At 45.6% G+C, this 25530-nt stretch carries 24 protein-coding genes; 13 read left to right on the top strand and 11 right to left on the bottom strand.

What is annotated here, in order from left to right:
- Positions 1 to 2: 2 nt before the first annotated feature.
- From gpmI to amaB, 4 genes are all read right to left on the bottom strand, one after another.
- Positions 3 to 1529 carry a 2,3-bisphosphoglycerate-independent phosphoglycerate mutase gene (gene gpmI, locus EBI00_RS00190; protein ID WP_123093922.1) on the bottom strand — a complete coding sequence of 509 codons (1527 nt, stop codon included), beginning with the start codon at positions 1527 to 1529 and terminating at the stop codon, positions 3 to 5.
- Between the two features lie 138 nt (positions 1530 to 1667).
- Positions 1668 to 2585 (bottom strand): LysR substrate-binding domain-containing protein, encoded by a 918-nt coding sequence (locus tag EBI00_RS00185; protein WP_123093921.1) that lies wholly within the window; start codon positions 2583 to 2585, stop codon positions 1668 to 1670.
- 169 nt (positions 2586 to 2754) lie between these two features.
- Entirely contained in the window at positions 2755 to 4026 is a 1272-nt protein-coding gene (locus tag EBI00_RS00180) for an NAD(P)/FAD-dependent oxidoreductase (protein ID WP_123093920.1), read from the bottom strand.
- Positions 4027 to 4105: 79 nt separating this feature from the next.
- Positions 4106 to 5650 (bottom strand): L-piperidine-6-carboxylate dehydrogenase, encoded by a 1545-nt coding sequence (gene amaB, locus EBI00_RS00175; RefSeq protein ID WP_123093919.1) that lies wholly within the window; start codon positions 5648 to 5650, stop codon positions 4106 to 4108.
- 192 nt (positions 5651 to 5842) lie between these two features.
- Here amaB and EBI00_RS00170 point away from each other — a divergent pair, with 192 nt between their 5' ends.
- The 9 genes from EBI00_RS00170 (at position 5843) to EBI00_RS00130 (ending at position 13217) form a co-directional block, all read left to right on the top strand.
- Positions 5843 to 6712, top strand: coding sequence for a LysR family transcriptional regulator (locus EBI00_RS00170; protein ID WP_123093918.1), 870 nt, complete (start codon positions 5843 to 5845; stop codon positions 6710 to 6712).
- 97 nt (positions 6713 to 6809) lie between these two features.
- Positions 6810 to 7613 (top strand): DUF1338 domain-containing protein, encoded by an 804-nt coding sequence (locus EBI00_RS00165; RefSeq protein WP_123093917.1) that lies wholly within the window; start codon positions 6810 to 6812, stop codon positions 7611 to 7613.
- A 216-nt stretch (positions 7614 to 7829) separates the two neighbouring features.
- Positions 7830 to 8249, top strand: a complete 420-nt coding sequence (locus tag EBI00_RS00160; RefSeq protein WP_241556905.1) for a rhodanese-like domain-containing protein — start codon at positions 7830 to 7832, stop codon at positions 8247 to 8249.
- A gap of 11 nt (positions 8250 to 8260) precedes the next feature.
- Positions 8261 to 8515: a glutaredoxin 3 gene (grxC, locus tag EBI00_RS00155; protein WP_123093915.1), complete on the top strand. Its 255-nt coding sequence runs from the start codon at positions 8261 to 8263 to the stop codon at positions 8513 to 8515.
- Positions 8516 to 8618: 103 nt separating this feature from the next.
- Positions 8619 to 9104, top strand: coding sequence for a protein-export chaperone SecB (secB, locus tag EBI00_RS00150; RefSeq protein WP_123093913.1), 486 nt, complete (start codon positions 8619 to 8621; stop codon positions 9102 to 9104).
- A gap of 277 nt (positions 9105 to 9381) precedes the next feature.
- Entirely contained in the window at positions 9382 to 11064 is a 1683-nt protein-coding gene (locus EBI00_RS00145; protein ID WP_123093911.1) for a COG3014 family protein, read from the top strand.
- Positions 11065 to 11112: 48 nt separating this feature from the next.
- The gene (locus tag EBI00_RS00140) at positions 11113 to 11745 is read left to right on the top strand and encodes a penicillin-binding protein activator LpoB (RefSeq protein ID WP_123093909.1); all 633 of its coding nucleotides are present in this window, start codon (positions 11113 to 11115) and stop codon (positions 11743 to 11745) included.
- 2 nt (positions 11746 to 11747) lie between these two features.
- Positions 11748 to 12776, top strand: coding sequence for an LPP20 family lipoprotein (locus EBI00_RS00135; protein WP_123093907.1), 1029 nt, complete (start codon positions 11748 to 11750; stop codon positions 12774 to 12776).
- Positions 12777 to 12884: 108 nt separating this feature from the next.
- Complete coding sequence (locus EBI00_RS00130; RefSeq protein ID WP_123093905.1) at positions 12885 to 13217, top strand: PBPRA1643 family SWIM/SEC-C metal-binding motif protein; 333 nt, start codon at positions 12885 to 12887, stop codon at positions 13215 to 13217.
- A gap of 110 nt (positions 13218 to 13327) precedes the next feature.
- Here EBI00_RS00130 and pobA read toward each other — a convergent pair whose 3' ends face one another.
- Positions 13328 to 14530, bottom strand: coding sequence for a 4-hydroxybenzoate 3-monooxygenase (gene pobA / locus EBI00_RS00125; RefSeq protein ID WP_123093903.1), 1203 nt, complete (start codon positions 14528 to 14530; stop codon positions 13328 to 13330).
- Between the two features lie 296 nt (positions 14531 to 14826).
- Here pobA and EBI00_RS00120 point away from each other — a divergent pair, with 296 nt between their 5' ends.
- From EBI00_RS00120 to EBI00_RS00105, 4 genes are all read left to right on the top strand, one after another.
- The gene (locus EBI00_RS00120) at positions 14827 to 15717 is read left to right on the top strand and encodes a helix-turn-helix domain-containing protein (protein ID WP_123093901.1); all 891 of its coding nucleotides are present in this window, start codon (positions 14827 to 14829) and stop codon (positions 15715 to 15717) included.
- A 107-nt stretch (positions 15718 to 15824) separates the two neighbouring features.
- Positions 15825 to 16007, top strand: coding sequence for a hypothetical protein (locus EBI00_RS00115; RefSeq protein ID WP_123093899.1), 183 nt, complete (start codon positions 15825 to 15827; stop codon positions 16005 to 16007).
- Between the two features lie 216 nt (positions 16008 to 16223).
- Complete coding sequence (locus tag EBI00_RS00110) at positions 16224 to 17996, top strand: GGDEF domain-containing protein (RefSeq protein WP_123093898.1); 1773 nt, start codon at positions 16224 to 16226, stop codon at positions 17994 to 17996.
- A gap of 98 nt (positions 17997 to 18094) precedes the next feature.
- Positions 18095 to 18910 (top strand): UDP-2,3-diacylglucosamine diphosphatase, encoded by an 816-nt coding sequence (locus EBI00_RS00105; protein WP_123093896.1) that lies wholly within the window; start codon positions 18095 to 18097, stop codon positions 18908 to 18910.
- On the opposite strand, the gene EBI00_RS00100 is transcribed toward EBI00_RS00105, so the two are convergent.
- The 6 genes from EBI00_RS00100 to siaA all read right to left on the bottom strand — a co-directional run bounded on the left by EBI00_RS00100 (position 18872) and on the right by siaA (position 25274).
- Positions 18872 to 19528 (bottom strand): 3'-5' exonuclease, encoded by a 657-nt coding sequence (locus tag EBI00_RS00100; RefSeq protein WP_123093894.1) that lies wholly within the window; start codon positions 19526 to 19528, stop codon positions 18872 to 18874. The genes EBI00_RS00105 and EBI00_RS00100 overlap by 39 nt on opposite strands.
- Complete coding sequence (locus EBI00_RS00095) at positions 19529 to 21394, bottom strand: DUF294 nucleotidyltransferase-like domain-containing protein (RefSeq protein WP_123093892.1); 1866 nt, start codon at positions 21392 to 21394, stop codon at positions 19529 to 19531. It lies immediately after the preceding gene.
- Between the two features lie 141 nt (positions 21395 to 21535).
- The gene (locus EBI00_RS00090) at positions 21536 to 22339 is read right to left on the bottom strand and encodes a diguanylate cyclase (RefSeq protein WP_123093890.1); all 804 of its coding nucleotides are present in this window, start codon (positions 22337 to 22339) and stop codon (positions 21536 to 21538) included.
- Complete coding sequence (gene siaC, locus EBI00_RS00085) at positions 22340 to 22714, bottom strand: biofilm regulation phosphoprotein SiaC (RefSeq protein WP_123093888.1); 375 nt, start codon at positions 22712 to 22714, stop codon at positions 22340 to 22342.
- 10 nt (positions 22715 to 22724) lie between these two features.
- Positions 22725 to 23261, bottom strand: coding sequence for a biofilm regulation protein kinase SiaB (gene siaB, locus EBI00_RS00080; RefSeq protein ID WP_123093886.1), 537 nt, complete (start codon positions 23259 to 23261; stop codon positions 22725 to 22727).
- Between the two features lie 15 nt (positions 23262 to 23276).
- Entirely contained in the window at positions 23277 to 25274 is a 1998-nt protein-coding gene (gene siaA, locus EBI00_RS00075) for a biofilm regulation protein phosphatase SiaA (RefSeq protein ID WP_123093884.1), read from the bottom strand.
- Between the last annotated feature and the right edge of the window lie 256 nt (positions 25275 to 25530).

Here is a 25530-nt window from a genome sequence, read left to right as displayed (position 1 = left end):
CCTCATGCCCGTGTTAGCAAGCTCACACCTGTCATTTCTGACGGTTTTTCCATACCCATCATATCCAATAAAGTCGGCGCAAGGTCACACAAAGCCCCTTCTTTTATGCCTAAACCTTGGGTCGGAGAAAACAGCACCAAGGGCACAGGACCAATGGTATGGGAGGTTAGAGGCTGGGAACCATCTTCACTAAGCATTTGCTCGACGTTACCGTGGTCAGCGGTAATCAAACACTGGCCACCATTGACTTTTAATGCCTCAATGATTCGACCCAGGCAAACATCCACTGCTTCGACGGCTTTTACTGCGGCTTCGAAAATCCCACTGTGCCCTACCATGTCGCCGTTGGCAAAGTTGCAAATAATAGTGTCATACTTACCCGCTTCGATCACTTCAACAAGCTTGTCAGTGACTTCTGGCGCACTCATTTCTGGTTTTAAGTCGTAAGTGGCTACATTCGGCGACGGAATCAACTCGCGTTCTTCGCCATCAAACAAGGCCTCTTCCCCCCCATTAAAAAAGAAAGTCACATGCGCGTATTTTTCCGTTTCTGCAATGCGCAACTGCTTTTTACCGTGTTTTGACAGCACTTCACCCAAGGTATTGGTGAGCGCCACTGGCGGAAAAGCTACCTCAGCTTTGATGTCAGAAGCGTATTCGGTGAAGGTGACAAAGGAAGCGAGCTCTGGATAAATCGCACGCTCGAAACCGTCGAAGTCGGGGTCTGTGAACGCACGTGTTATTTGACGCGCACGATCCGGACGGAAGTTAGCAAAAATCATCGCGTCGCCGTCTTGCACTGGCACGGGTTCTCCAATAACGGTCGCCTTCACAAATTCGTCATTTTCGTCACGATCATAAGCGGCTTGAATGGCTTGCTCTGCACTATCAGCGTGCTGACCTTGTCCTAATACAATGGCATCATAGGCGGTTTGCACTCGATCCCAACGATTGTCGCGATCCATGGCATAATAACGACCTGTTAAAGTCGCAATTTTACCTACGCCCAATTCCGCTAATGTGGCTTCTAGCTCGGCCGTCGGGGTTTTCGCCGAACGCGGAGGTGTATCACGTCCGTCTGTAAAACCATGCACATAAACCGCTTTTGCCCCACGTTTTACCGCCAATTCGCACATGGCCATGATTTGTTCATGGTGACTGTGAACACCACCATCAGACAACAATCCTAAAATATGGACCGCTTTTTCTGCCGCAACCGCTTTGTCTACCGCTGTTACTAGAGCAGCATTCTCAAAGAAAGAACCGTCTTCAATGGCTTTACCAATGCGTGTGAAGTTTTGATACACCACACGACCCGCACCCAAATTCATGTGACCTACTTCAGAGTTACCCATTTGACCTTCAGGTAACCCGACCGCCAGACCAGAGGTTTTGATTAAAGCATGCGGTTGTGTTTTCCAAAGCGCGTCCCAATTAGGCGTGTTAGCAGCGGCAATGGCATTGGATGTAGAGGTTTCGCTGTAGCCCCATCCATCGAGGATAAAGAGAGCTGTGGTTTTTTTGTTCATGGTAATCTATCCCGTAAATTGTTCATGAGTATCACTCGATACTATCACAGGCTTGTAATTTTGTTACAGACCAGCGCCCCTATTCAGGCTATTAATTTTACTGATTATCAAGAATATTGCGGATCACTATAGGTGCGGTTACGAATGATTAAAGGCGGTTTGATCACGGTTTGCTAATAACCAATCCCGAAAAATGACCACTTGTTCAAGATCGGCTTTGTCCATGGGATAAGACAAAAGATATTCGTGGGGTGTGATTACGGGTGTGCCAAAAGGCGCCACGAGCTCATAACTTCGAAGACTACGAGCCGCAAGAATACTGGGCATAATGGCAACGCCCATGCTATTTTTTGCCGCTTCTAGTAGCATATGAAAATGCGCAAACGAAGCGCCCGCAAAAGAGCCACTTTCGAGTCCTTGTGCGGCCATCCAATCTGGCCATGCATTGATTCGCGACGACAAGTGCAAGAATGGAAACGCGATGACCTCTTCCACTTGCCACTCATCTATGGGCTTATCTGCCACACGTTTTAATAACTCAGGAGAACAGACCGCTACGACATTTTCACGCATCAGCTGATGGGAAATCGCTCGCGGCCAATGATCACCACCATAATGCAAGATCACATCAATGCTGTCTGGATCTATCTTAGCAGCATCGTCCAGCGAACGTACTTTGATCTGAAACTGAGGATGAGCCAGTTGAAATTCGGCTAGTAGAGGCATCAACCAATAAGACGCCAAGGTCGGCAAGGCCGATATGGTCAGAGTGGTTTTTTCATCTTCGCGGTGCAACATGCGCAAACAGGCGTTTTCCATACCATCCAATAACGGCACCACTTCTTTGTAATAAGCCGCTCCAGTCCCCGTTAGCACCAAGCGCTTGTTAAGACGAATAAATAAATCCCGCGATAAAAACTCTTCAAGATTACGAATCTGACGGCTTACCGCGCTTTGCGTAAGATGCAACTCTTCCGCGGCTTTGGTAAAGCTAAGATGCCGAACGGATGCTTCAAAACATTTTAGTGCAGTAGACGATGGGATATAACGGCGCATACAGGCGTTACTCATTCACATAAAAAAAGGCAAAAAACGAAAGTAAAAACAAGAAGGTAATAACTGTATCCTATATCAGATGTATTCCCAACCAGTAAAACGAAAAACGCACCATTAAGATGCGTTTTGAGTGAACAATTTATCGCAGTAAAGATACTCTGCTATCAAACTACTCCAAAGCGTGAGACTGCTGACCCAGGTGATAAGTTTGTGCACCCACTTCATAAAACAGACGCTTTAGCTCGCGAAAGGAGATATCCCTTAGCAAGGTGGTGGGAATCGACAAGCTTTCTCTTTGCCCTGACAGCCACTGCGCCAATTCCGCTCCGACCACTGTCCCTGGCCCAATACCGCGCCCACTGTAACCGGCCACACTAAACAACCCCCTTTGCAGCTGCTGACAGTGAGGCAAATGATCCTCGCTGTAGGCAATTTTCCCCGTCCAGCAATAATCCCATTCCACCTTGCTTAAAATAGGAAACATCTCGGTAACCCGTTGTGATGCCCATTTCGACAACACACCGCCTTCGCCTCCCATACCACCAAACACTAAACGCCCTTGTTTATCTAAGCGAAAAGAGCTCATCACGGTACAGGTGTCCCAAACACCTTCTTTATTCGGCAGAATGCTCGCCAATTGCGCCTCCGTTAAAGGCTTAGTGGCCAGCTGAGAATAAAAGATGGGCACAAACTTACGTGCTTGCTCTTTGACGCCAAATTCACTGTACGCATTGGTCGCGAGAATCACTTTTTCGGCATGCACCTGGCCTTTTTCTGTGTGCAAAACCCAGCCATCTTCGGCTGGTTCAATCTTACTCACAGGTGAGTAATCAAATAGCTTAGCGCCTTCTTTGATAGCCGCATGGGCAAGTCCTCGCGCGTAAGCCAAAGGCTGAATCGTACCTGCTCTTGGATCAAATAAAGCGGAATTGAACTTATTTGAGCCAATACGAGCCTGTGCTTCCGCGGCATCCAATAGTTGAACGGGCGCGCCGCGTCTTGCCATTTGCTCGTAGCGACGCTGCAATTGCGCTAAGCCTGTTTTGCCCACCCCCGCATGCAAGGTGCCATGGCGCACTGGCTCACACTGAATGTCGTATTCTTTTATTAGGCTGTAGACACACTCTGGTGCCGCCGCCAACGCCTCATACATCACTTTACCCGCGTCAGGGCCAATGGCTTTATCAAGCTGATCTGGCTCTAACCAAACCCCAGCATTCGCTAACCCCACATTACGCCCGGAGCCACCAAAGCCCACTTCTTGGGCTTCCACAACAGCGACAGACACACCGAGCTTGGCCAGATGCAAAGCCGCCGAAAGTCCTGTAAACCCAGCACCTACAATCACCACATCAACCTCTAAACGCCCTTCTAATGGCGTTAATACGGGCCCAGCAGGCGCACTGTCACGCCATAACGATTGACAGATTTTTTCAGGCATAAGACGACCTCACAAGGAAGCAAATGAAAACGTTAATAGGCGAGTGAAAGCTCGCCTATTGAATGGTTCAAAGAAAAATTTATTCGAACACAATGCCTTGCGCTAATGGCAAGTCACCACCGTAGTTCACCGTATTGGTGGTACGACGCATGTAGTTTCTCCATGCATCCGAGCCCGACTCTCGACCGCCACCCGTATCTTTTTCACCACCGAACGCACCGCCAATTTCTGCGCCAGACGTACCGATATTAACGTTAGCAATACCACAGTCAGACCCCGCTGGAGACATAAAGAGTTCCGCTTCGCGCAAACTTTCGGTGAATACCGCAGAAGACAAACCTTGTGGCACTTCGTTTTGAATCTCTATGGCTTCTTCAAAGGTTGAATAAGTCAACACATACAAAATGGGCGCGAAGGTTTCCTCATGAACAATGGGCGCATCGTGAGCGATGCGGACAATTGCAGGTTTTACGTAAAAGCCACCAGCAGGCACGCCTTCCGTCACACGTTCACCACCACAAATAATCTCGCCGCCTTGCTGCTTTGCCGTGTTTAGGGCCGCTTGCATACGGTTAAAGCTGCCTTCATCGATGAGTGGGCCGACAAGGTTGCCTTCGACCATTGGGCTACCCACACGAAGAGAACCATACGATTTCGCCAAACGCTCAACCAAACCATCCACGATAGATTCATGGGTAATCAGACGACGTAATGTTGTGCAACGCTGACCTGCGGTGCCGGCAGCAGAGAACACAATCGCTCGCAGTGCAAGATCAAGATCGGCCGTGTCAGACACTATCATGGCATTATTACCGCCAAGCTCTAACAAAGAACGACCTAAGCGACCCGCAACGGTTTTCGCCACCTCACGCCCCATGGCTGTCGACCCTGTCGCCGAAACCAGCGGGAAGGTCTCGCTTGCCGCAATCGCCTCACCCAATTCACGGTCCCCAATCATCACAGACACCGCGGCTTTTGGGATATCTGGCATATCAGCAATGACGTTTTGCGCGATTCGATACATCGCCAAGGCACACAAAGGCGCTTTTTCAGACGGTTTAAGCAATACAGGATCGCCACAGACTAGCCCCAGCATAGTGTTCCAAGCCCACACGGCCATAGGAAAGTTAAATGCGGTAATCACAGCAACAGGGCCCAGTGGCTGCCACTGTTCCATCATTCGATGACCTGGACGCTCCGATACAATAGACAAACCATGCAACATTCGTGATTGGCCGACAGCGAAGTCACACACATCAATCCACTCTTGCACTTCACCAAGCGCTTCAGGCAAGATTTTACCTGCTTCGAGGGAAATCACTTGCGCCAATTCATGTTTGTATTTACGCGCTTCGTCACCAATGCGACGAACCAACTCACCGCGGCGTGGCGCCGGAATAATGCGCAACGCTTTAAAAGCCGCTTGTAGCTCAGTATTTACCTGTTCAAGCTGTGCTGGCGTCGCATTGTTGAACGTCGATAATACCGCTCCGTCGATTGGGCTGTGGGCAGAAAAAGCACTTCCTTCTCCCAGCGCAAGCGTATTGCCGGTTAATACACTGTAAAACGTATCGCCTTGTTTCAGGGTATTTACACCCAATGTTTCTAAGCAAGTAAGTGACATGTGGACCTCTAAAATTTATGTATGTATAAATGTAACTTCCATCACCATAACCAGCCCAGACCAGAATGAGAAATACCGTTTTCCTGCTAGTGGTCTAGTTTTTACCTATAGCTAGATAATGTCTCTATAGGTATATTAGAAAGGAGCTAAAAAATAATCTTTAAAAGAGCCGCCTTTTAAAAGAGCATACCGATGGATATTCGATCATTACGTTACTTTATTGCCGTATACGAAGAACGCAGCCTAAGCGCCGCTGCAAAACGCTGCTTTGTGGCACAGCCATCCATCTCAACCACCATTGCGCAACTCGAAGACGACCTTGGCACCAAGCTATTTTTGCGCCATTCAAAAGGCGTTTCTCCGACCGACAGCGGTTCTCAGCTGTATCCCCATGCTTGTAAAATGGTCAGCGATCTCAGCGCCATGCGCAGCCTGTTTACCGACACCCTCACACCACTGGCCCTGTCCATTTCATTGACCCCTTTTTTATCAGGGGCCTTGATCAGCCAAGTGATCAAAACCATGCTAGATGAAGTAAGCGGACTGACCTTAAAGCTGGTCGACGAATCAGAAAGTGCCGACTTGCGCTTCACCTGCCAACGCTATGCCACAGACGAGGATGTATTCTATCCGCTTTGGGAGGATGACTATGTCATCGCTATGCCGTTGGATCATTGGTTGGCCGATTTTGCCTCCCTGTCCATTAAACAAATCGATAAACAGCCCTTCATTTCTAGAACGCCATGCGACATTTTGGAATCATGGAATTATTTAATGCAAAAACAAGAATTGACGACCGATGTTCGCGCTCAGGTCAAAACCGAAGAGTACGCGCTGGATTTAGTGGCGGCGGGGCTGGGCATCTCATTAATCCCTGAACATTCCGCCCGAGGCCGCAGCGACTTATGTTTACGGCCGCTGAATGATGTCAAATTAAAGCGCGTAGTGGGCTTGGCCCACAAAAAAGAACGCAGCTTCCCAGCGCACTTAATCAACACTATTTTGACCGCCAAGCAGCAGTTACTAGTGAACAACCCCCCATCAGACACAAGGCTCACATAACTTTTACGCATCACAAGGTGCGTTTTTACCTTTTGCATTACGCTTAATCATTGCACTAAAGTAACAAAATCGATCCAACACTATTGCAGGAAACCTTATGACACCAACCGATTTTTTTACATCTTTATGGGACCACTACACCGCAGTGACACCACAGGCGCATCGCATACAACAATTGTTCAAACATCATGGGGAAGATGTGCTAAACGACCATGTTGCGTTTCGTACTTTCAATCACTCACCTATTTCTTTGGAAAAATTGGAGCCGCAACTGGAGGCAATTGGCTATAAAGCCTACGGTGCCTTTCGCTTTGAGAGCAAGCACCTAAAAGCGCGTTGCTACAAACACCAAACAGAAATTGATGCCCCTAAAATCTTTTTATCTGAACTCTTGGTAGAAGAGTTACCCGCCCACTGTCAAGAAATCATTGGCAAGCTTGTCGCGCAGATTCCTGATGATGCAGTACAAACACCCGCTATTTTTTGGGCCGGTCAATTGTGGCAATCCCCTACGCAAGAGGAATACCTTGTGCTGGCCGAATACAGTGAATACGCAGCTTGGTTATCCACCATGGGGCTACAGGCCAACCACTTCACGGTCAGCATCAACCACTTGAAGACACTCCCGACCATTGAAGACGTAAACAGTCTTCTTCTTAATGAAGGCTATGCCCTGAACCAAGTTGGCGGATTAATAAAAGGCACACCGGAACTCTTCCTTGAACAATCGTCTACCATGGCTGACAAAATCGACTACACCTTCTCCGATGGCAAGAAAAAGACCATCCCAAGCTGTTTTTACGAGTTTGCCCGCCGTCATGTCATGCCAGATGGTCAATTGTTCGACAGCTTTATCGAAGGCAATGCCGATAAGATTTTCGACTCCACCAACGCGAAGTAATGGTTTACTAACGCGACGAGCAAATAACGAGCCCAAACGGCTCGTTATTTTTTTGCGACCACTTTTTCCTTTCTGCTGGCCATCCTGTCTTGTTTATTTCTGCCAAAGACCTTTCGAGCCCTGTGGTGCATCAAGTCGTGCAAAGCTTTATGAGAGTATGTACCGATTCTGCTGGCCGTGTATAATGCTCGCAGTTTAAACATGGGCCTTACTATTATGATGAACCAACTTATTGAATTTTCTATTAACCACTGGGAAATGGTCGCTGTCTTTTTAGCGATTCTTGCCACATTGATCTTTGTTGAAAGCAAAGGCGGTGCTCAAGGACTGACCCCTTCAGCCGCCACTAACTTAATGAACAACGAAAACGCCGTTGTGGTGGATATCCGTCCCGAAAAAGAGTTCGGCACTGGCCACATTACAGGGTCATTAAATATCCCGGCTACTAAGATGAAAGACAATCTTAACCGTCTTGAGAAACACAAAAATGCCCCAATAATTGTGGTATGCAAATCGGGGGTCACATCCGGCGCCAGTGCGAAAGACCTTAAAAAAGCAGGCTTTAGCAAAATCTACAAACTTCAAGGTGGTATTGCTGAATGGCAATCTTCTAGCTTACCACTGGTTAAAAAATAAGGGACAACACCATGACCACTGTCACTATTTACTCAAGCGATTACTGTCCATTTTGTGTCAGAGCAAAACAGTTGTTGGCATCCAAAAATGTCGCCTTCAATGAAATATGCGTCGATACAGAACGTAAATTACGCCAAGAAATGACGGAAAAGTGTGGTCGTACTTCTGTTCCACAAATCTGGATCGGTGAACAGCATATCGGCGGTTGCGATGAGTTGTATGCCCTAGAACGTGAACAGAAATTGGATACGCTACTTGCTCAGTAAGTACTTTAATAGGAAAAAAGAGTTATCCATTTAAGTCACCACTGAGTACCAGTAATGTGTAATCATCGTTTTTTACAATAAATAACACCAACAAGGAACAAAAATGTCCGATACAGCTGAAACACCAGAAGCACAAACACAAGAAGCACAAACACCACAGCTGTCAATGCAGCGCGTGTTTTTGAAAGACATTTCTTTCGAGTCACCTCGTTCACCTATGATTTTCCAAGAAGAGTGGAAACCAGAAGTCGGCTTAGAGCTAAACACCAAAAGCCGTCAAGTAGGTGAAAGCGTTTACGAAGTTGTGTTAGAAATCACAGTTACCGTAAAAAACGGTGGCGAAACAGGTTATTTAGTCCAAATTCAACAAGGCGGACTATTTGTTATTTCTGGGCTGGACGATCAGCAATTACATCACGCTTTGGGTGCTTTCTGCCCTGCAACATTGTTCCCATATGCTCGTGAAAACATCGATGCGATTGTTGTAAAAGGCAGTTACCCTGCGATCATGTTAGCGCCAATCAACTTCGATGCGCTTTACATCGAGAGCTTACAAAAGCAACAAGCGAACACAGAAACAACACAATAATCTGAGTTATCGCTAAAACCCCATTAATACGATATAAATTGATGAATGGGCGATTTGTTTACTAAAAAGGAAGCCACAGGCTTCCTTTTTTATTGCATAATAACTCAGCAAAAATGGAAACGGCATTTCTTATCCTTATCAATGGAAGCTGCGATGAAAAAGAAAAAAAAACCTTGCCCAAACTGTTTAAAGGCTCGATGGCTTATTTTGTATTTAAGCTGTTTTGCGCTACTTGCCTTGTTGGTGGTTCATCAATTTTTAGAAAAAGGGATGTAATGTGAAGTGGGGTATTTTTTTGCTAAGTCTGGTTTTTTTATCTGGCTGTGCCACATATAAGCAAGACATCGATGCCGGTTTGAGCCTAGCGAAACAAGGCGAATGGAAAGCCGCTGAGGAAAAGCTCGAAGCCGTCTTAGACAACCCCCAAGACAAGCTTCTGTATTATATGGAAGTGGGCGCTCTTGCCCAAAATCAAGGCGACTTTGAGCGCAGCAATACATTATTGGAACAAGCTGAAAGATTAAGCGATACCTTCTTCCCAGACACCTTTTCAAATCGTTCATGGGCGTTATTAACCAATCCAAGACAAAGTAACTATCGTGGTAGTGGCTTGGAACGTGTATACATAAGTTATCTTAAATCGTTGAACTACCTCGCCCTTGCTGAACAAGAAGAAGGCCGAAGTCAGAAGCAACAACTAAAAGATGCAGCCTTAGTCGAGGTTAGACGCATCGCCATTAAACTTAATGAAATCCAAGCTCAAACACCCACTTATCAAGATCTTAATGCTAAAGAAAACCAAGCCTTTTATATGAAGGCATTAAGCTGGCTGAGCAACTTTTATACTGGCGGCCGCGATACGGATCAGTTTCTCTATCGAGATGATGCTTGGGCCCGTTACATGGAAGGCCTGCAATACGAAATAAGTGGCGAATACGACGACGCCCGCATCAGCTATCAACAAGCCGCCCGCTTGTATCAAGATGGGTATGCTAAACAATACGAATTGCCTGAACTCAGTGCAGAACGGGCTTGGTTGGATACCATTCGCATGATGCAAAAAAGCGGCTTTCGTCAAGACGAGATTCAGAGAAAAATCGATGCTAAGCTTTCTGCCCCCATGCAACAGACCTTAGAGCAATATCAGGACAAGAATGCCGAGTTAATTGTGTTAGAGCACCAGGGTTTTATTCCAGATAAAAGTGAAATGACATTATTGCTATACGCAGACCCCCGCGCCTATTCGCTGGTACTGGAGCCCTTACATGGCGGAGGAAGCCTAGAAAACAATGACGCTTTTCGCTGGTTCACCATGGTATACGCCGACGTCAACCCACTCAACTTGATTGCTAACTATAAAGCAGGCGGAGCGTGGGGGACATTTTCGGGCATTTTTACTAAACGCGTCATTCTTGGCCGCCCTGCATGGCAACAGTTAAGTGCGATCAACCTTGATCAATTATTAACAGAGCAAACTCTTCGCATTACGGTACCTTATTATCAAGGCTTTACCTTGGATAAGTATCAGCCAAGCTTGTCTGTCAACGGCACGCAACCTGACGCTCCCACCTCTCTTCCATCGTCTGATACGTTTACCATGGCTTCTTTGGCAGACATTGCTTTACAAGAACAGTTAGCGCAGGCTCAACGAGACATTTATGAAGGTTTGGTCAGGGAGCTTTTGCGCAGCTGGCTGGCTTATCAAGTGGCCGCCAATGTGCAAGACGAAGGCGCCAGCCTGTTGTTGAATTTGATCGGCCAGGTAGCTATTTTTGTGTCTTCCGCTGCAGACACCCGCAACTGGCTTACTCTACCCGCTCAGGTGCGCTTAACACGGCAGCCTGTAGCGCCGGGGGGATATTCACCTACCTATAAGGTAAAACAGAATACTTTTTTTCTTGGCGACGTTCATTTAAAAGCCAACGAAATGAAAGTGTGGAATCTACGCAATCCCGATTAAACGGGGTACACTTATCTATTCTCTATTAACGCTTGCAAGGAAAACGCTATGCACACCACTCAGATCGTACAAAAGCACACCACCTGGGTAACTAGGTCACTGAAAAGCCTCTTTATTTTGTCAATCGCTGTGTTATTGACTGCGTGTTCTGGCAGCGTCAAACGCCTAGACATTAATGACGATGTGATGTTGTCTGACCGTTGGAATGACACAGATTCTCGCCTTGTAGCAGAAGAAATGATGGGGGATATGCTGACCTTCCCATGGTTCCGTGATTACAACTTCAGCAACAAAGGCAACCCTACGGTTATTGTGCAAACTATCCGTAACAAAACCTCTGAACATATTCCTGTTGATACCTTCATTAACGATATAAAGCGCAGCCTATTACGTGCAGGCAAAGTCGATTTTGTCGTATCTGGTGCTGAACGAGACGATGTACGCAGCGAACGCGAAGAACAAGCACTCAATGCCGCACCAGATACCGTGGCGCAATTTGGCTTAGAACAAGGCGCTGGTTTCGCTCTATCTGGCTCCATCAACTCCATTGTTGATTCCAATGGCGATCAACGTGTGAGCTTCTACCAAGTTGACCTTAAGTTGATTGATATGACGACTAACCGCGAAGTTTGGAACGGTCAGAAGAAAATCAAAAAATTGGCTGATAAAGGCTTCTTTTAACCATGAAACTCTCTGCTTTGCCTACACCGCTCAACTGGATCATGGTGACGAGTCTATTACTCAGCTTAACAGGCTGTTTGGGTTCTAATAGCAAATCAGATCAGGCGACAGACAGTATGCCTGATTGGGTATCGTCTCCGCCTCAGGACAACACACACTTGTACGGTGTCGGCAGCGCAGCGCGCATTGAAAACATTGCCTTGGCGTTTACTCAAGCCGAACAAAACGGCAATGTTCAAATCGCCCAGCAACTTCGTACTCAAGTCAGTCAGGTTAATACGCAAGACACTCAAGTACGATCTGGGCAAGGTGGAGAGCAAGTTTCAAAGATACAAACCGCTTATACGCAAGTAACAACTTCGCCTATTGAGCTAGAACAAGCCGTCAATGAGCAACGCTTTGCCGGTAAAAACTACGTCTATGCACTGCAATCGATTGATCGCAGTCGTATTGTCGCTAAGTTAAAAATCGCCATAAATGACACGGACGACATCATCCGTAAGCAAGCGGCGTCGTTAACTAAGACGGAAGACAAATATCCCGCGCCACAAGATTGGCAAACTTACATGCAGCTTATCCCGTACTTTGCTCAGCGCAAATCCTATGAAGATGAGCTCAACCTGTATTCAACCGCTCGCACAGCAGCAGGCAAAGCCGACTCTGAGATTCAAGACATAGAAGCTCGGCTCAATATGGCGCTGAGCAGTTATGGTTTTGATGTTTCCTCCACCAAACAAGCGGATAGCCTAGCCAGTGCTCTATCGCATTTTGGCCTGACGCCAAAAGCAGGCTCCTTGTTCAAGCTGAACAGCCGAACCGCTCAACACCGTGAAGAGCAAGATGGACGTTTTTATGTATTTGAAGACGGTACATTAGAACTTATCGACCCGACAGGTTCCCGCCTTGCGTCTTGGACTGTCAGCGCCAGAGGCATTGCCAAGAATATTAACAAGGCTCAAGAGCAAGCCACTAACAACTGGTCAAACCAAGCGATTGAAGCCATGTTTACTTGGCTAACTCGCTTGAATTAACGCCTTTCAGTAGCATGAAAGATACGCGCTAAGCACTCTAAATTCTGTTAGACTGCGCTGCATTGAGCCACTCGCTGTGAGTGGTTTTACATATCATTAGGAACACCAGTGTCAAAATTCTTTTATCGTGGTAGACCCGATATCATGGGTAAGCATAACCTAGGCAATTATCAGCCTAAGCCTAAAGTGAAATCTGGAAGCGAAGAAAACCCGCTGATTTTGCAAGTACAGAACGCCGAGCGTGAGAATGAAATAAACGCTATATTGACCGCTAACGGCTTATTTGCAGAGATTCGCATTGACAGTGAGATGCCTGAGGATATTACGTCTTTAGACGTAACGCTTAACAAACCTGTGCCTCAAATTGTTGAAAAAGCACCACAACGTAACGACCCATGTCCGTGTGGTAGCAATAAGAAATACAAAAAGTGTTGCGGCTAAACAAGCCAAGTAAGCACTTTTAAAACAAAACACCTTTAAAACAAAAAATAGCGGCCGTAATAGACATTACAGTGCCGCTATTTTTTTTGCTACAAAACCGCTTTTATCGCTTAAACCAGATCTTCATAAGGCAAACCAACATACTGCATCGCAATAATACGGCGACCCGCTTCAGTGTCTGTATAGAAGTTAAGTTCAGAACTCATAAACTTCTCATACGTTGCTGCGTCAGTATCATGCACATCGCCCTGACCAAAATCGTGCAACATACTGGTCATCCACCATGAGAAGCGCTCTCCGTGCCAAACACGACGCAAACAAATCTCTGAATACTGAGAGATACACTCTTTGTCACCTTCCTTATACACACGAGTCAGCACCTTATTTAAGGTTGCGACATCGGACGCCGCCAGATTCAAACCTTTTGCACCAGTTGGTGGAACAATGTGAGCCGCATCGCCGACTAAAAATAAGTTACCGTATTGCATCGGTTCACAAACAAACGAACGCAACGGCGCAATGCTTTTTTCGATACTTGGCCCTGTAACCAATTTAGCCGCAACATCGTCTGGAAGACGGCGCTTTAGTTCTGTCCAGAAATCATCATCGCTCCAGTCTTCTACCTTGTCAGTCAGAGGAACCTGAAGATAATAACGAGAGCGAGTGGCAGAGCGCATGCTGGTCATGGCAAAACCACGATCTGTTTTACAGTAAATCAATTCGTCGTTAACGGGTGGCGTGTCAGACAAAACCCCCAACCAACCAAACGGATAAACGCGCTCAAACTCTTTACGAGAAGACTCAGGAATAGTCTGACGTGATACGCCGTGGAAGCCATCACAACCCGCGATGTAGTCGCAATCCAATCTGTGTTCCTCACCATTTTGCTCAAAGGTGACATAAGGGGTATCGGTTTTAACATCATGCAGAACCACATTGCTAGATTCGTAGAAAGTCGTTAAACCCGCATCTGCGCGAGCTTCCATCAAATCACGAGTCACTTCAGTTTGGCCATACACCATCACCGTACTGCCGCCAGTGAGTTTTTCTAATTCAATCTGCACACGCTTGTTGTTAAACGCTAATTCAACACCATGGTGCACTTGGCCTTCACGGTCCATACGCTCACCAACACCAGCTTCGCGCAACAAATCCGTCATACCCTGCTCAAGTACACCGGCACGAATTCGACCAAGAATATACTCACCAGACACGCGTTCAATGACGACATTGTCTATACCTTGCTTGGCTAACAGCTGACCAAGTAATAAGCCTGATGGTCCTGCACCAATAATCGCGACTTGTGTTTTCATCTTTTTCTCCGATTTATTGTTATTTTCTCGACGCTGATTTGATGATCAACGTACTAGTGACAACATAATGGAAGATAAAGAGACAATGCGTTAGGTGATTTATGATCAAAAAATTGTACTTTTTAATCATATTCGATTTTAAAAATTAGTCGTTAAAATACGATTCATAATGACTTTATGGCTTTTTTTGCTTATAAAAACCTATAACTATAGGTTTATTTGTACATTTTAGCTTTATGAATAGAAACAACTAAAAAAGTACATTTGTGTAACTTATACAAAATAAGAAGAGCAACATGCAGAAATCTAACATCCCTCATTTTGGACTTTATGGTGAATCCAGCTGGATCAATGATCCGGAGTTTTTCCATATTGAAGACATAGAATCGCGTAGCGGCGACTTAGGTTGGAAAATCAACCCACATCGACACGCTCAGCTTTTTCAAATTTTGATCTTAAAATCTGGTGAGGCAAAAGTTCAGCTCGATGATCAAAAACAAAAGTTACAAGGAGCCTGGGCGATTATCGTTCCAGCGGGAGTCGTGCATGGCTTTCGTTTCGCCCCAGAAACAGATGGACGAGTTCTGAGCATTGCTGAACCCTTGCTTGAGGGGGCTTATGAAGAAAGAGCCGCAAAATATATCCAGCCCTTACTCAGTCAGGCTTGTTATATCGACTTTAATGGCCATAGAAACATGTTTTCTGAACTTTGGCCGCTTATACAGCAGCTTGAAAGTGAGTCGACGTTTATTCGTGAGGGACGAGGCCTAATGAGCGAATATCTCATTAAAGCCATTTTATTACTGCTGCACAGACAGCACACTAATGGCGTCATAAAAGACACTAACAAGACAGAGTCAAGTGATGCCCAACAACTCAAAGAGCTGATTGAAAAACACTTTCGCGACCATTGGAGCAGTCATCAATACGCTGATGCCTTGAGCACATCCACCAGCCGATTGAACCGACTCTGCAAAATGACTTTTAATCAAAGCGTGATAGACCTCGCTCATGATCGCCTCTTGCTAGAAGCAAAACGCAGTCTTATCTATACCGTTCGCTCTGTAGAAGAGATCAGCTACGACTTAGGTTTTAAAGATCCAGGATATTTCTCACGCTTTTTTAAGCGTTTGTCAGGCTTTCCTCCCGGAAAATTCCGAGCACTGAGCGACCAGCCATCGATTTGATGAATTTATATCACCTATTAGCTGAAAATTGATCGTTTGCTGATTCATGGATCAAATCTTAATATAAGTCATGTTCTTAACGACTTAATCCCTAAGAGGAAAAAACCATGAAAGACGATATGAAATACGACGAATTTGGCAACCTTGATACTGAATACTATCTTGAAAAAGCATACGAGATGCGTCGCATTTATTGCGCTGCAGTAATGAGAAAAGCCTCTGCCAATGTGAAAACTTTTTTTGTCAACCTGACAACCGGTCGTGCATTAAAGTCACCACAATCACTGTAATAGCCAGCATAATCATACAGCGTCACCGATTGCCGATGATCGAGAAAAAAGAATAAAAAATCGATCCGGTCACCCTTTCTCCCCTTCTAGTGCTCCACTCCACCCTTGAACATCATGATGGCGATTCAATGTCACCACAGTCATGAAAGTGTCATAAATATGACATAAGATAACTGGGGATATCCTTCTAATTCAAACCCTGTTATTTGAGATGAAATGAGCCCACTAGATCAAAACACCTTGCTTGAAAAAATCATCACAGAAGGGCTAATAACGCCTTATTTTCAGCCTATTTACGATTTAAGCAATGGTGAAATATATGGGCACGAAGCCCTATCAAGAGGCCCAAAAAACTCCGCGCTGTTTTCACCTGATCCTTTATTTACACTGGCCCAGCAACAAGGAAAACTGCATAAATTAGAACTATTATGCCGTGAAAAAGCCTTGTCGAAATTTGCTCAACTGGCTTTACCGGGTCGTCTTTTTTTAAATGTGAGCGCGTCTTTGCTGTCCTCTCCCGACCATCAATCAGGGATGACATTAGCCATCTTAAAAGACCTTGGGCTAAATCAAAAAGACATAGTGATCGAATTGTCTGAACAGCACCCCTACGACCACAATGGCTTGCCTAGAAGCAGTGTCGATCACTATCGGGAAATGGGCTTTCAAGTGGCCATTGATGACTTAGGCGTGGGCTATTCGGGGTTGCAACTCTGGTCAGAACTGCAGCCAGACATAGTGAAAATTGATAAACACTTTATTAAAGACATAGATAAAGACGAAATCAAGCGTGAGTTCGTGCGTTCTATTTTAACCATTTCGCAACGACTCAGTTGCATGCTTATTGCCGAAGGCATAGAAACACAGCAAGAACTGGATCAGCTTATAGAAATTGGCGTCACACTAGGTCAAGGCTATTTTCTTGGTCGACCAACCGAGAACCCCGCGTTTTCTACCCATTCCTATTTAATCAAGCAAGCGCAAAGGCGTTCGCAATTTTTAGAAGACCACGCGGAAACAGTCCAAACCCTATGTCGCCCTAGTCCGACATTGAATGAAAAAAGTCTCCTAACTGAAGCGTCTTTGTACTTTAAAAATCAACCCGGTCTTATCGCCCTGCCCATCGTAGATCAAGACAACCGACCGCTTGGCGTGTTGCGACGCTATCAGCTGCACGAACTTTTCTCTACGCCTTATGGGCGTGCATTATACGAGCATAAGCCCGTCACGCACTTATTGTGTCACCAAGTGCTGATTGTAGAAAGCAACGTCAGCTTGTCTAATGTATCAGCTCTTGTAACCGATCAAGAAACCGACACTTTAAACAATGAAATCATTATAGTTCGTGAAGGCCAGTTCATCGGTACAGGTCATCTTAGGGACTTATTGAAACGTATTACCGAGCTCAAGATTCAAAACGCCACCTACTCTAATCCACTTACCTTACTGCCCGGTAATGTGCCGATACACAGGGAGGTCAGCCGACGACTCGCAGCCGATGAAGACTTTTATGTGGCGTATTTTGATCTCAATGATTTTAAGCCTTTCAACGACTTCTTTGGTTACTCAAAAGGGGACGCCGTCATTCAGCTCGTTGGTGCACTTATTAAAGACGGTGTGTCTAGCGAAAACAATTTCATTGGCCATATCGGCGGCGACGATTTTGTGGTGATTTTTGGTGAGCAAGAATGGCCGTCTCAATGCGACACTATCCTGAGGAAATTTGAGCAAAAAGTACGTGAATTCTATCCAGAAGATACCCTTAGAGACGGTGGCGTTTGGACGAAAAACCGACACGGCGAGATGCTTTTCCATCCCATTCTTAGCTTAGCGATCGGTGTTGTACACCCAGACGCTAAACAATGCAGTAATCATCATCAAGTGGCCGAGCTGGCCGCGCAGGCCAAAAAATTGGCTAAGCAAAAAGGTGGAAACCACGTATATTTTCAACCCCATTCTGGACGATCGTCAGAATTACTACCGCAGTAATCTGGCTTGCTGGGCTTTGTGATCTAACTGTCATAAAGCCCTCACCAGTCTGTCACATAAGCGCACTACTCTTAATAAAGACCGTATAGGAGACGTTTATGCAGACCACTTTTCGATCCGTATTTATATCGGATGCGCACCTAGGCACGAAAGCATGCCAAGCCACACACCTCTTAGACTTCCTGCAGAATATTAAAACGGATACCCTGTATTTAGTGGGCGATATCATCGACTTACAGGAAATGCGCTCCCGTGCGTATTTTGTTGATGCTCACTACAGTGTGGTCGAACACATTCTTGCCATGGCACGATCTGGCACCGAGGTCATTTATATTCCTGGCAACCACGATGCGTTTTTCCGACAGTTTGCGGGACAAACCCTTTCAGGCATTGAAATAAAACTCAATGCCCGCCACACAACAGCAAATGGCCGAACGTTTCATGTTAGCCATGGCGACGAATTTGATCAGATGGTCAAAATCAGCCCTATGATGCTCGCTATTGGCGATAAAGCCCACGGTCTTATGCTGTCTCTGAATCAATGGATCAATGGCGCAAGACGACTTATGGGACTGCCTTACTGGTCTTTGGCAGGCTACGTAAAAAGCCACATCAGCAAAGCCAAAGAATTCATTGAACGCTTTGAAACCGCAGCGCTAAAATCAGCTAAAAATCAAAAAGTGGACGGGTATATTTGTGGACACATCCACTTTGCGTCTTTTCAACGCAAAGGTGATATTCTCTACTGCAACGACGGAGATTGGGTTGAGCACTGCACCGCTTTAACCGAATCGGCAGCGGGTGAAATGAGCCTAATACACTGGTCAGAAAACCCAAAAACTCTCGCCACTGAGCCAAAGGAAGAAGACTGGGGGTTACACAAACCTCACACGCCCACCACCCATTTGATTTAGGTCGTGTAGTCGACAATCTCTGCCTTGGTAGGAAATCTGTGCAAGCAGAAGCTCTGCGGTGGCTAAGGCATCGGTTAAGGCATCATGCCCTTGGTATTCTGGCAAGCCGTAGCGTTCTCGGCAAGCACCGAGACGAAAACCACCATCCTGAATCGGTTGTTGAGATCGGTTCGCTTTGGCTCTTTCTATGGCTAAAGTGTCTAACCAGTTTACCGAAAAATCAGGCAAAGACTCTTCTTGCCAAGAGTGTTTTAGAAAGCCCAACTCCAAGGGCGCGTGATGCATGACGAGTATCCGCTTTCTCAATAAATGCCTCAGGTAACGTAAGACACTTTCTTGGCGTTTACCATGCTGTTCTACATCGGAATCTGTGATCATGTGAATACCAACGCTGTCACCTATCTTGGCACCGTTAAGTACTATGTGACGGGCGCTGTCTAGTTCAATCACGCCGTTTTGAATGCACACCCAACCCACGCTCACGATGTGATCTTGTTTTGGATCCAGCCCTGAGGTCTCAATGTCCAGCACCAGATAATTCCACTCATACCAGTTGCGCTTCATCGACTGACGAGACTGTTGCCATGCTTTTACTCTTTGTAAACAGCCCCATGCCATCTAGCTGTACCCCCTTAAAAAGCGCTGTTGCGCCACATCTTGTACATCACTGATAATGCTAAAGGTGGTTTTAAGGTGCTTACGCTCCAAGGAACTGAGATTTTTCGGGTCTAGGTAGGCACTGGCTTTCCCAGTCGACTGCCAATGCTGGCTTTGAACTTCTAAGCGCAAGCCATTCAGTTTGTCCCAGGCGTCCATTAGATTACGCGCGGTGTCTATGCTGATCAGTTTTTCTCGGATCGCTTGCTCAATGCGATCTAACGTAGCAACTCGGTAAGTCTGGCAAGATAAGCCATACAAACGAGCTAAGTCATTAATCAATGCCAGACCTTGGTGTTTCAAGTCCAGTTGATGTTTGTGCTCTCCTGATGATTCCAGTAAAAAATGACGAAAGAAGCCCAATGGGGGTTTGGTAGCCAGGGCTGCACGCGTTAAGGTAGCGAGGAAAACACTGTTTTTACTGACCTCTTTTTGCATCGCGGCAATCAAGGCTGCCACAGGGGCTTCGTCGCCATACACACAGCGAATATCAAAAAAGATACTGGCGTGAAGCAAGGCACTAGGGGCACTGCTTTTGATCCAATGAGAAAAAGCCGTCTGCCATCCCACTTGAGTCCTGCGCCATTCGGGATTGCTCGCCATGATGTTACCAGGGCAAAGACGAATACCGCAGAGCGCTAACCCCTGACAAATACCTTCAGACAAATCAGCAAAGTACTGACCTTCTTCTGGCGTCGGTTCACGCTCTAGCATCAGGCCATTGTCTTGGTCGCTGCCTAAAGACTGATCACGGCGAGCCTGTGAGCCAAACACCAAGAACTGGAATGCCATCGGTGCTGGTCCTAACTTCTCAAGCGTCAGTTCAATCAGGCGTCGCGTTAGATTGTCACTGACGGTTGCCAACACCTTACCAATATCCGCTGGTTTCATATCCGTGACAATGAGATTAATAATCAAAGTTGGCCATTGTTTACACACCTTCGCCAAGCTATCCACCGATTGTTGGCGGTGAATTTGATTAATCAGTAATAAAGGACTGAGCTCTTGATGGCGCAATAAATCGGCTGCCGTGAGCATACCAACGGCTTTTTTTTCTTCGTCTACAATGGGCAAATGATGTATGTTGCTTTCACTCATGAGTGTCTGGGCCTGCATGACTAAGGCGTCTGGCATTAAACTCACTGGGTCTAAGGTCATGATATCTTTAACTAAGGCATCCGCAGAGCCGCCCAGCGCCAGAATACGAGAGCGCAAATCTCTGTCTGTTACTATGCCCAGCAGGCGTCCTTTCTCTACCACTAAAATAGAACTGACACGGGCCTCGGTCATGCGCATGGCAATGGTTTGTATCGTTTCCTCTGGTGATGCCAGAATCAAGGAGCGCGTCATAATATGCGTCACGGGTGTCGATAATTGCAGAGCAGGTGACGCCAGTTCGTTATTTTGACTGCGGGACAGCTTACGCAAACGATTATGTTGGGTATGCTCAAAAAAGAGCTCAAAGGCGTCGCTTTTTTCCAGCGTTTCAAGGAAGTGCGTTTTGTTAAAGCGATAAACCAAGCTGTCTTCCATGGCGACCACTTGTAAACCGTCGGGATTTTGTGCCATCACGCTGGAGATCCCAAAACATTCCCCATCCGCAATTTGATCCACCAGCCCCCCTTTTGGTGTGCGGATTTCACACGCACCACGACGAATCAAATGCACAGTGGCGGCATCGTCCTTCAGGACAAGTGTTTGCCCTTGACGGACGTACAGCATGGTTACTCCAGTGAGCAACTGCTTACGCTCTAGCAAACTTAAATTTGAAAAAGGTGGGATGGATTCAATAAACTTGTGCACTTCAGGGATATCGATGGCGGCCATTTTTATTCTTCTCATTTTATTGATGTCTAAAAAGAGTGTGCGCTTTTATCATAGACAACAAAACCCTTCTTAGACCAAGGTCTAAAAAGGCGATAGAAGATTTCCCCTAGGGGAGCGATAAAGACAGAAGCAATGTCTTAGTTAACCCAGAATCACACTATTTCGGCCATCTGATTTGGCCAAATACAAGGCGTTATCGGCTCGTGACAATAAGGTATCCATGGAGTCTTCTGCTTGATAACTCGCAATACCAACGCTGACACTGGTTTGTATAGTTTTATTCTCCGCGTCGAAAGAATACGAACTGACATTAGAACGAAGACGCTCCATGAGAGCCAAAGCGTGAGCGGACGTGTGACTGGGTAGTATCACCAAAAACTCTTCCCCCCCCCAGCGCCCGATGATCCCCAGACCTTCCACTGTTTTTTCCATGAGTTGGCCAAGCGCAATTAACACATCATCGCCAACCTGATGACCAAACTCGTCGTTTACCTTCTTGAAGTAGTCAATATCAATCATGGCGACCACTAAATTGGCGACTTGATCACCTTGTTGATGTTTTTCCTGTTGGCTCTCAAACGCTTGGGATAAACGCTTCATTATCATGCGTCGATTCGGCAACTCGGTCAGCGGATCAATCAATGAGGTTTTCTCTAATTCAATATTAAGTTGCCTTAAACTGCGCTGATAACGATCCGATATGCGGGTCATTTTTTCCAGTTGCCTTAAGTGCTTATCAAACCGCTCACTGAGGCTTCTTTCCCGCTGTATCATCATGTCTTGATACGAATCAGATAACCGCGTTAAACGATCCATACGATGCCACTGATCTTGATTAATTTCCCAGAGCTGCTTCAATGCTTTACTGGCAGGATGATCACGATATTCGGGCACAGCCAAAATATCCTGTATGATTTTTTCAAGCTCAGTGAAATCGGTTTTCATTTATTTGCCTATAATATTGAAAGGAAAAGTACAGTCTTCTTTGAACTCTTCTGCCAATTCGGCTACTCGCTCATTCTCTGAATCAAAGTACCAATTGACCGCGACCTGCCGACCTTCTTGGAAACACTCTTCCATCTCATCAAATACATCCATCATGACTTTAATGCTGCTGGTATTCAGATACAGCAAGGTCAATTCTAACGTTAATGGATTGGGGGACTCTTTTAGATACTGAGTCACCCAAGCCACCATAGCACTGTAAAGCTCATAGGAGTTTTCTGGATAAGAGTCCCCTTCCATGAAAAGGACGCCATTTTGCCAATCGCCTTTGACACTGGGCGAAGAAGCCGTCCCTTCTATCACTAAATCATTCATATTCATTTTCTCAAATTTGTATACTTAGACTAAAATAGGCGGTTTCATCGCCAATATCTTTCAATGAAGCTTCCATCGGTTTTGACGATTTTCGGGCCATATCAATGAGTCCCAGCCCAGCGCCTGTGACCGCACCTTCATCACGAGGCTGACGAAGTTGTGCTTTGTACGCGGCCTTTAACTCTGCTTTATCCATCTTGGCAAAGGATTCAATACGCTCAACCAAATGACTTCCATCGTTAATTCGAACTATGTTACCCGCCGCAACACGATAGCAGCCCTGGTAATGACTCACTATAACGGTCGCTGTATCCGCACCAGGCAATTGAGATGACATGGCATAATGACGAATGTTTTGCGTTAACTCAATATAGGCAGCGAACACATCCAAAGCCGATGCGGGCGACAGTTGCTCAGATTTCAAATAATTCTTTAGCGCATTACCAATCTCTTCAATTAAGCTGCGCGAAATAGGACCATTAAAACATAATAATATATTGTCTTTTTCAAACCGCTCTCTTAACCCGTATAAATCTGGCGAACTCATCTCACCCTCCCTTTATCAATGTGTATTTTTGACATCAAACCGAAATAACATCAGGGTGATATCATCCCTTTGTGGTTGATCTCCCATATATTGGTCTAGAGCACGCTCAAAGGACGCAGCTTGCTCTTTTAAAGGCAAGTCTGCATTGTCTTTGATCATGGTTTCGAAGCGTTGACTGCCAAAACCAAAGCTTTTCTCCCCCCCAGATTGATCTAGGAAACCGTCGGTCGCCATGTAATACGTGCACCCCGACATTGGAATATCGGCGTTTTCATAGTCACCTCGACGACGATCCCCCAAAGCACGGCGTCCTGCAGGGTATTTGACAAAAGCACGACCATCGCTTCCATACAACGCAATTTTAGCGCCAGAGAATCGCATCACGTCGCCCTCCTTGGGAACATACACTAAACCGACATCGGCATTGGTAGCGACTTTATTGGCACTCACTTCCTCGTTCAACATAGAACGTACTGTGTCATCAATCAAACTAAGTAAAGCAGCAGGGTCTGAGATCCCTACTCGACCAATGGAATAGTCAATGGCGGCCCTCATCAACATGGTCATCAAGGCACCTGGAACACCATGCCCAGCACAATCGACAATGCCCAATAAAAAGCCTTGGTCCGTAGAGTGAAACACATAAAAGTCTCCGCCAACGACGTCTCTGGGTCGCCAAATAATACTGTGGTCATCGCCCAATATGTGACGCATTTGACGATCAGGCAAAATCGATTTTTGAATCAGACTGGCATAATCAATCGAGGCACCTATTTTACGCTGAGCCGCCACGATTTTTTGATGACTTTCTTCAAGCGCCGATGTTCTTTCTTGTACTCGTTGCTCTAATTCCTGAGTATGTACTTTAACCTGTTGAGCCATTTTATTAAAAGTTTGGCTCAGATCACCAATCTCATCATTTCCTCCCACAAAAAAAGACACGTCATAGGAACCACTGGCAATGGTTTTCGCAGACTGTTGCAGCTGACGAATAGGCGCAATCAACAACCGCTCTACCGCAAAGCCAAAAATAATAAGCAGTAATATTAACAGTAATACAAAAACACTGACCGCGGGTAACACAAGACTGGAATCAAAAATATTGACATTGGCTAAGTCCACATTGGTCACGACAAACCAATCCAACAACGGAAAATACACAAAAGACATCAACTGCTTATGCCCATCTTGCTGCACTCGTACCGTAACCACATTACCATCGTTTTGTCGCGCACCGACTAATGCTGTTTTTACTCTTTTTTTAGACACTTCGTCATCCAAAAGCGCATAAATAGACGATTCAACCAAACGATTACTTTTCGCATGTTGAGTGATTAATGTCTCGTCCCGGTGTATTTCAATCTTGCCATCAGCATTGATGATAAAAGGTGTCACGCCTTGTACTTGATTTTCAAGAAATTGATCAATAAAACGATCTAATGAAAACCCTGTTCCTGCCAAGCCAATAAACTCTCCTTGATCACGTACTTGTACGTTAACCCAAGCCTTCATGACTTTTAACACTTCATCGTAGTTCACATTAATATTGAAAGGCTCAGGCGTTTGCCGCATAGAAAAATACCAGCGATCCGCGCTGTTTTCATCGTTGAGGGTATATTTCGGTATGACGGTCAGTGGATTATTTTGATCCGCAAAATAATATTGCCTTGTCGCATCATTCACGATGAACATGGCGTTATTTTGAAAGGCGTCTAAGTAACCTTGAGCCTCTTCTAGCCAAATTTTTTCTAGTGAGGAATCATTAGGACGTTTTAGCCAGGCTTTTACCACGGTTGAATCAGCAAAACGTTCCGCCAAGGCCACTTCTCTGGCAACGGGAGTTAATATGCGCTGGTAATTTAATTGGGTAAAACTGTTGGCATAGTTTTCTGCCGACATTTCTTGACCTTTTTGTACAAAAGACCAACCAATCACCGTAATAATCAACAACGCGAACAGGCAAGTGCTCGCCAAAACAAACAACGATTTTCCACGCAATCCCCAACGGGCCATGCCATTACATCCTTTGTTTAATAAATAAAAAAATATTCTGAACGTTACCCTGATAGAAAGATTAAAAAAACCTTATTTTGACGTTTATTCTAATCGCACTCAAATTCAAGCTAAAGCCGCTTGGTCATTATTTGTTAAAAGAAAATTTCCATTAAAATCAATTATCTAAAATTAAGAGTAAAAATGTCTTGGCAAATACTTGACTAGGCCGAAATGTTATCGGTAACATCACAACCTAGTTACCGGTAACATCACA

The organism is Marinomonas hwangdonensis (assembly GCF_003721245.1).
GTDB lineage: Bacteria > Pseudomonadota > Gammaproteobacteria > Pseudomonadales > Marinomonadaceae > Marinomonas > Marinomonas hwangdonensis.
The sequence above is the reverse complement of the archived record's forward strand: the minus strand, read 5'-3'. Positions and strand labels throughout refer to the sequence as shown.

Coding starts and splice junctions, on each gene's coding strand:
- pobA (WP_123093903.1), bottom strand. CDS start 14,530: ATGAAAACACAAGTCGCGATTATTGGTGCAGGACCATCAGGCTTATTA.
- siaB (WP_123093886.1), bottom strand. CDS start 23,261: ATGAGTTCGCCAGATTTATACGGGTTAAGAGAGCGGTTTGAAAAAGAC.
- EBI00_RS00105 (WP_123093896.1), top strand. CDS start 18,095: ATGCAGACCACTTTTCGATCCGTATTTATATCGGATGCGCACCTAGGC.
- siaC (WP_123093888.1), bottom strand. CDS start 22,714: ATGAATGATTTAGTGATAGAAGGGACGGCTTCTTCGCCCAGTGTCAAA.
- secB (WP_123093913.1), top strand. CDS start 8,619: ATGTCCGATACAGCTGAAACACCAGAAGCACAAACACAAGAAGCACAA.
- EBI00_RS00095 (WP_123093892.1), bottom strand. CDS start 21,394: ATGGCCGCCATCGATATCCCTGAAGTGCACAAGTTTATTGAATCCATC.
- EBI00_RS00120 (WP_123093901.1), top strand. CDS start 14,827: ATGCAGAAATCTAACATCCCTCATTTTGGACTTTATGGTGAATCCAGC.
- EBI00_RS00165 (WP_123093917.1), top strand. CDS start 6,810: ATGACACCAACCGATTTTTTTACATCTTTATGGGACCACTACACCGCA.
- gpmI (WP_123093922.1), bottom strand. CDS start 1,529: ATGAACAAAAAAACCACAGCTCTCTTTATCCTCGATGGATGGGGCTAC.
- EBI00_RS00180 (WP_123093920.1), bottom strand. CDS start 4,026: ATGCCTGAAAAAATCTGTCAATCGTTATGGCGTGACAGTGCGCCTGCT.
- EBI00_RS00135 (WP_123093907.1), top strand. CDS start 11,748: ATGAAACTCTCTGCTTTGCCTACACCGCTCAACTGGATCATGGTGACG.
- EBI00_RS00090 (WP_123093890.1), bottom strand. CDS start 22,339: ATGAAAACCGATTTCACTGAGCTTGAAAAAATCATACAGGATATTTTG.
- EBI00_RS00140 (WP_123093909.1), top strand. CDS start 11,113: ATGCACACCACTCAGATCGTACAAAAGCACACCACCTGGGTAACTAGG.
- EBI00_RS00160 (WP_241556905.1), top strand. CDS start 7,830: ATGATGAACCAACTTATTGAATTTTCTATTAACCACTGGGAAATGGTC.
- EBI00_RS00170 (WP_123093918.1), top strand. CDS start 5,843: ATGGATATTCGATCATTACGTTACTTTATTGCCGTATACGAAGAACGC.
- EBI00_RS00100 (WP_123093894.1), bottom strand. CDS start 19,528: ATGGCATGGGGCTGTTTACAAAGAGTAAAAGCATGGCAACAGTCTCGT.
- EBI00_RS00115 (WP_123093899.1), top strand. CDS start 15,825: ATGAAAGACGATATGAAATACGACGAATTTGGCAACCTTGATACTGAA.
- amaB (WP_123093919.1), bottom strand. CDS start 5,650: ATGTCACTTACTTGCTTAGAAACATTGGGTGTAAATACCCTGAAACAA.
- siaA (WP_123093884.1), bottom strand. CDS start 25,274: ATGGCCCGTTGGGGATTGCGTGGAAAATCGTTGTTTGTTTTGGCGAGC.
- EBI00_RS00110 (WP_123093898.1), top strand. CDS start 16,224: ATGAGCCCACTAGATCAAAACACCTTGCTTGAAAAAATCATCACAGAA.
- grxC (WP_123093915.1), top strand. CDS start 8,261: ATGACCACTGTCACTATTTACTCAAGCGATTACTGTCCATTTTGTGTC.
- EBI00_RS00185 (WP_123093921.1), bottom strand. CDS start 2,585: ATGCGCCGTTATATCCCATCGTCTACTGCACTAAAATGTTTTGAAGCA.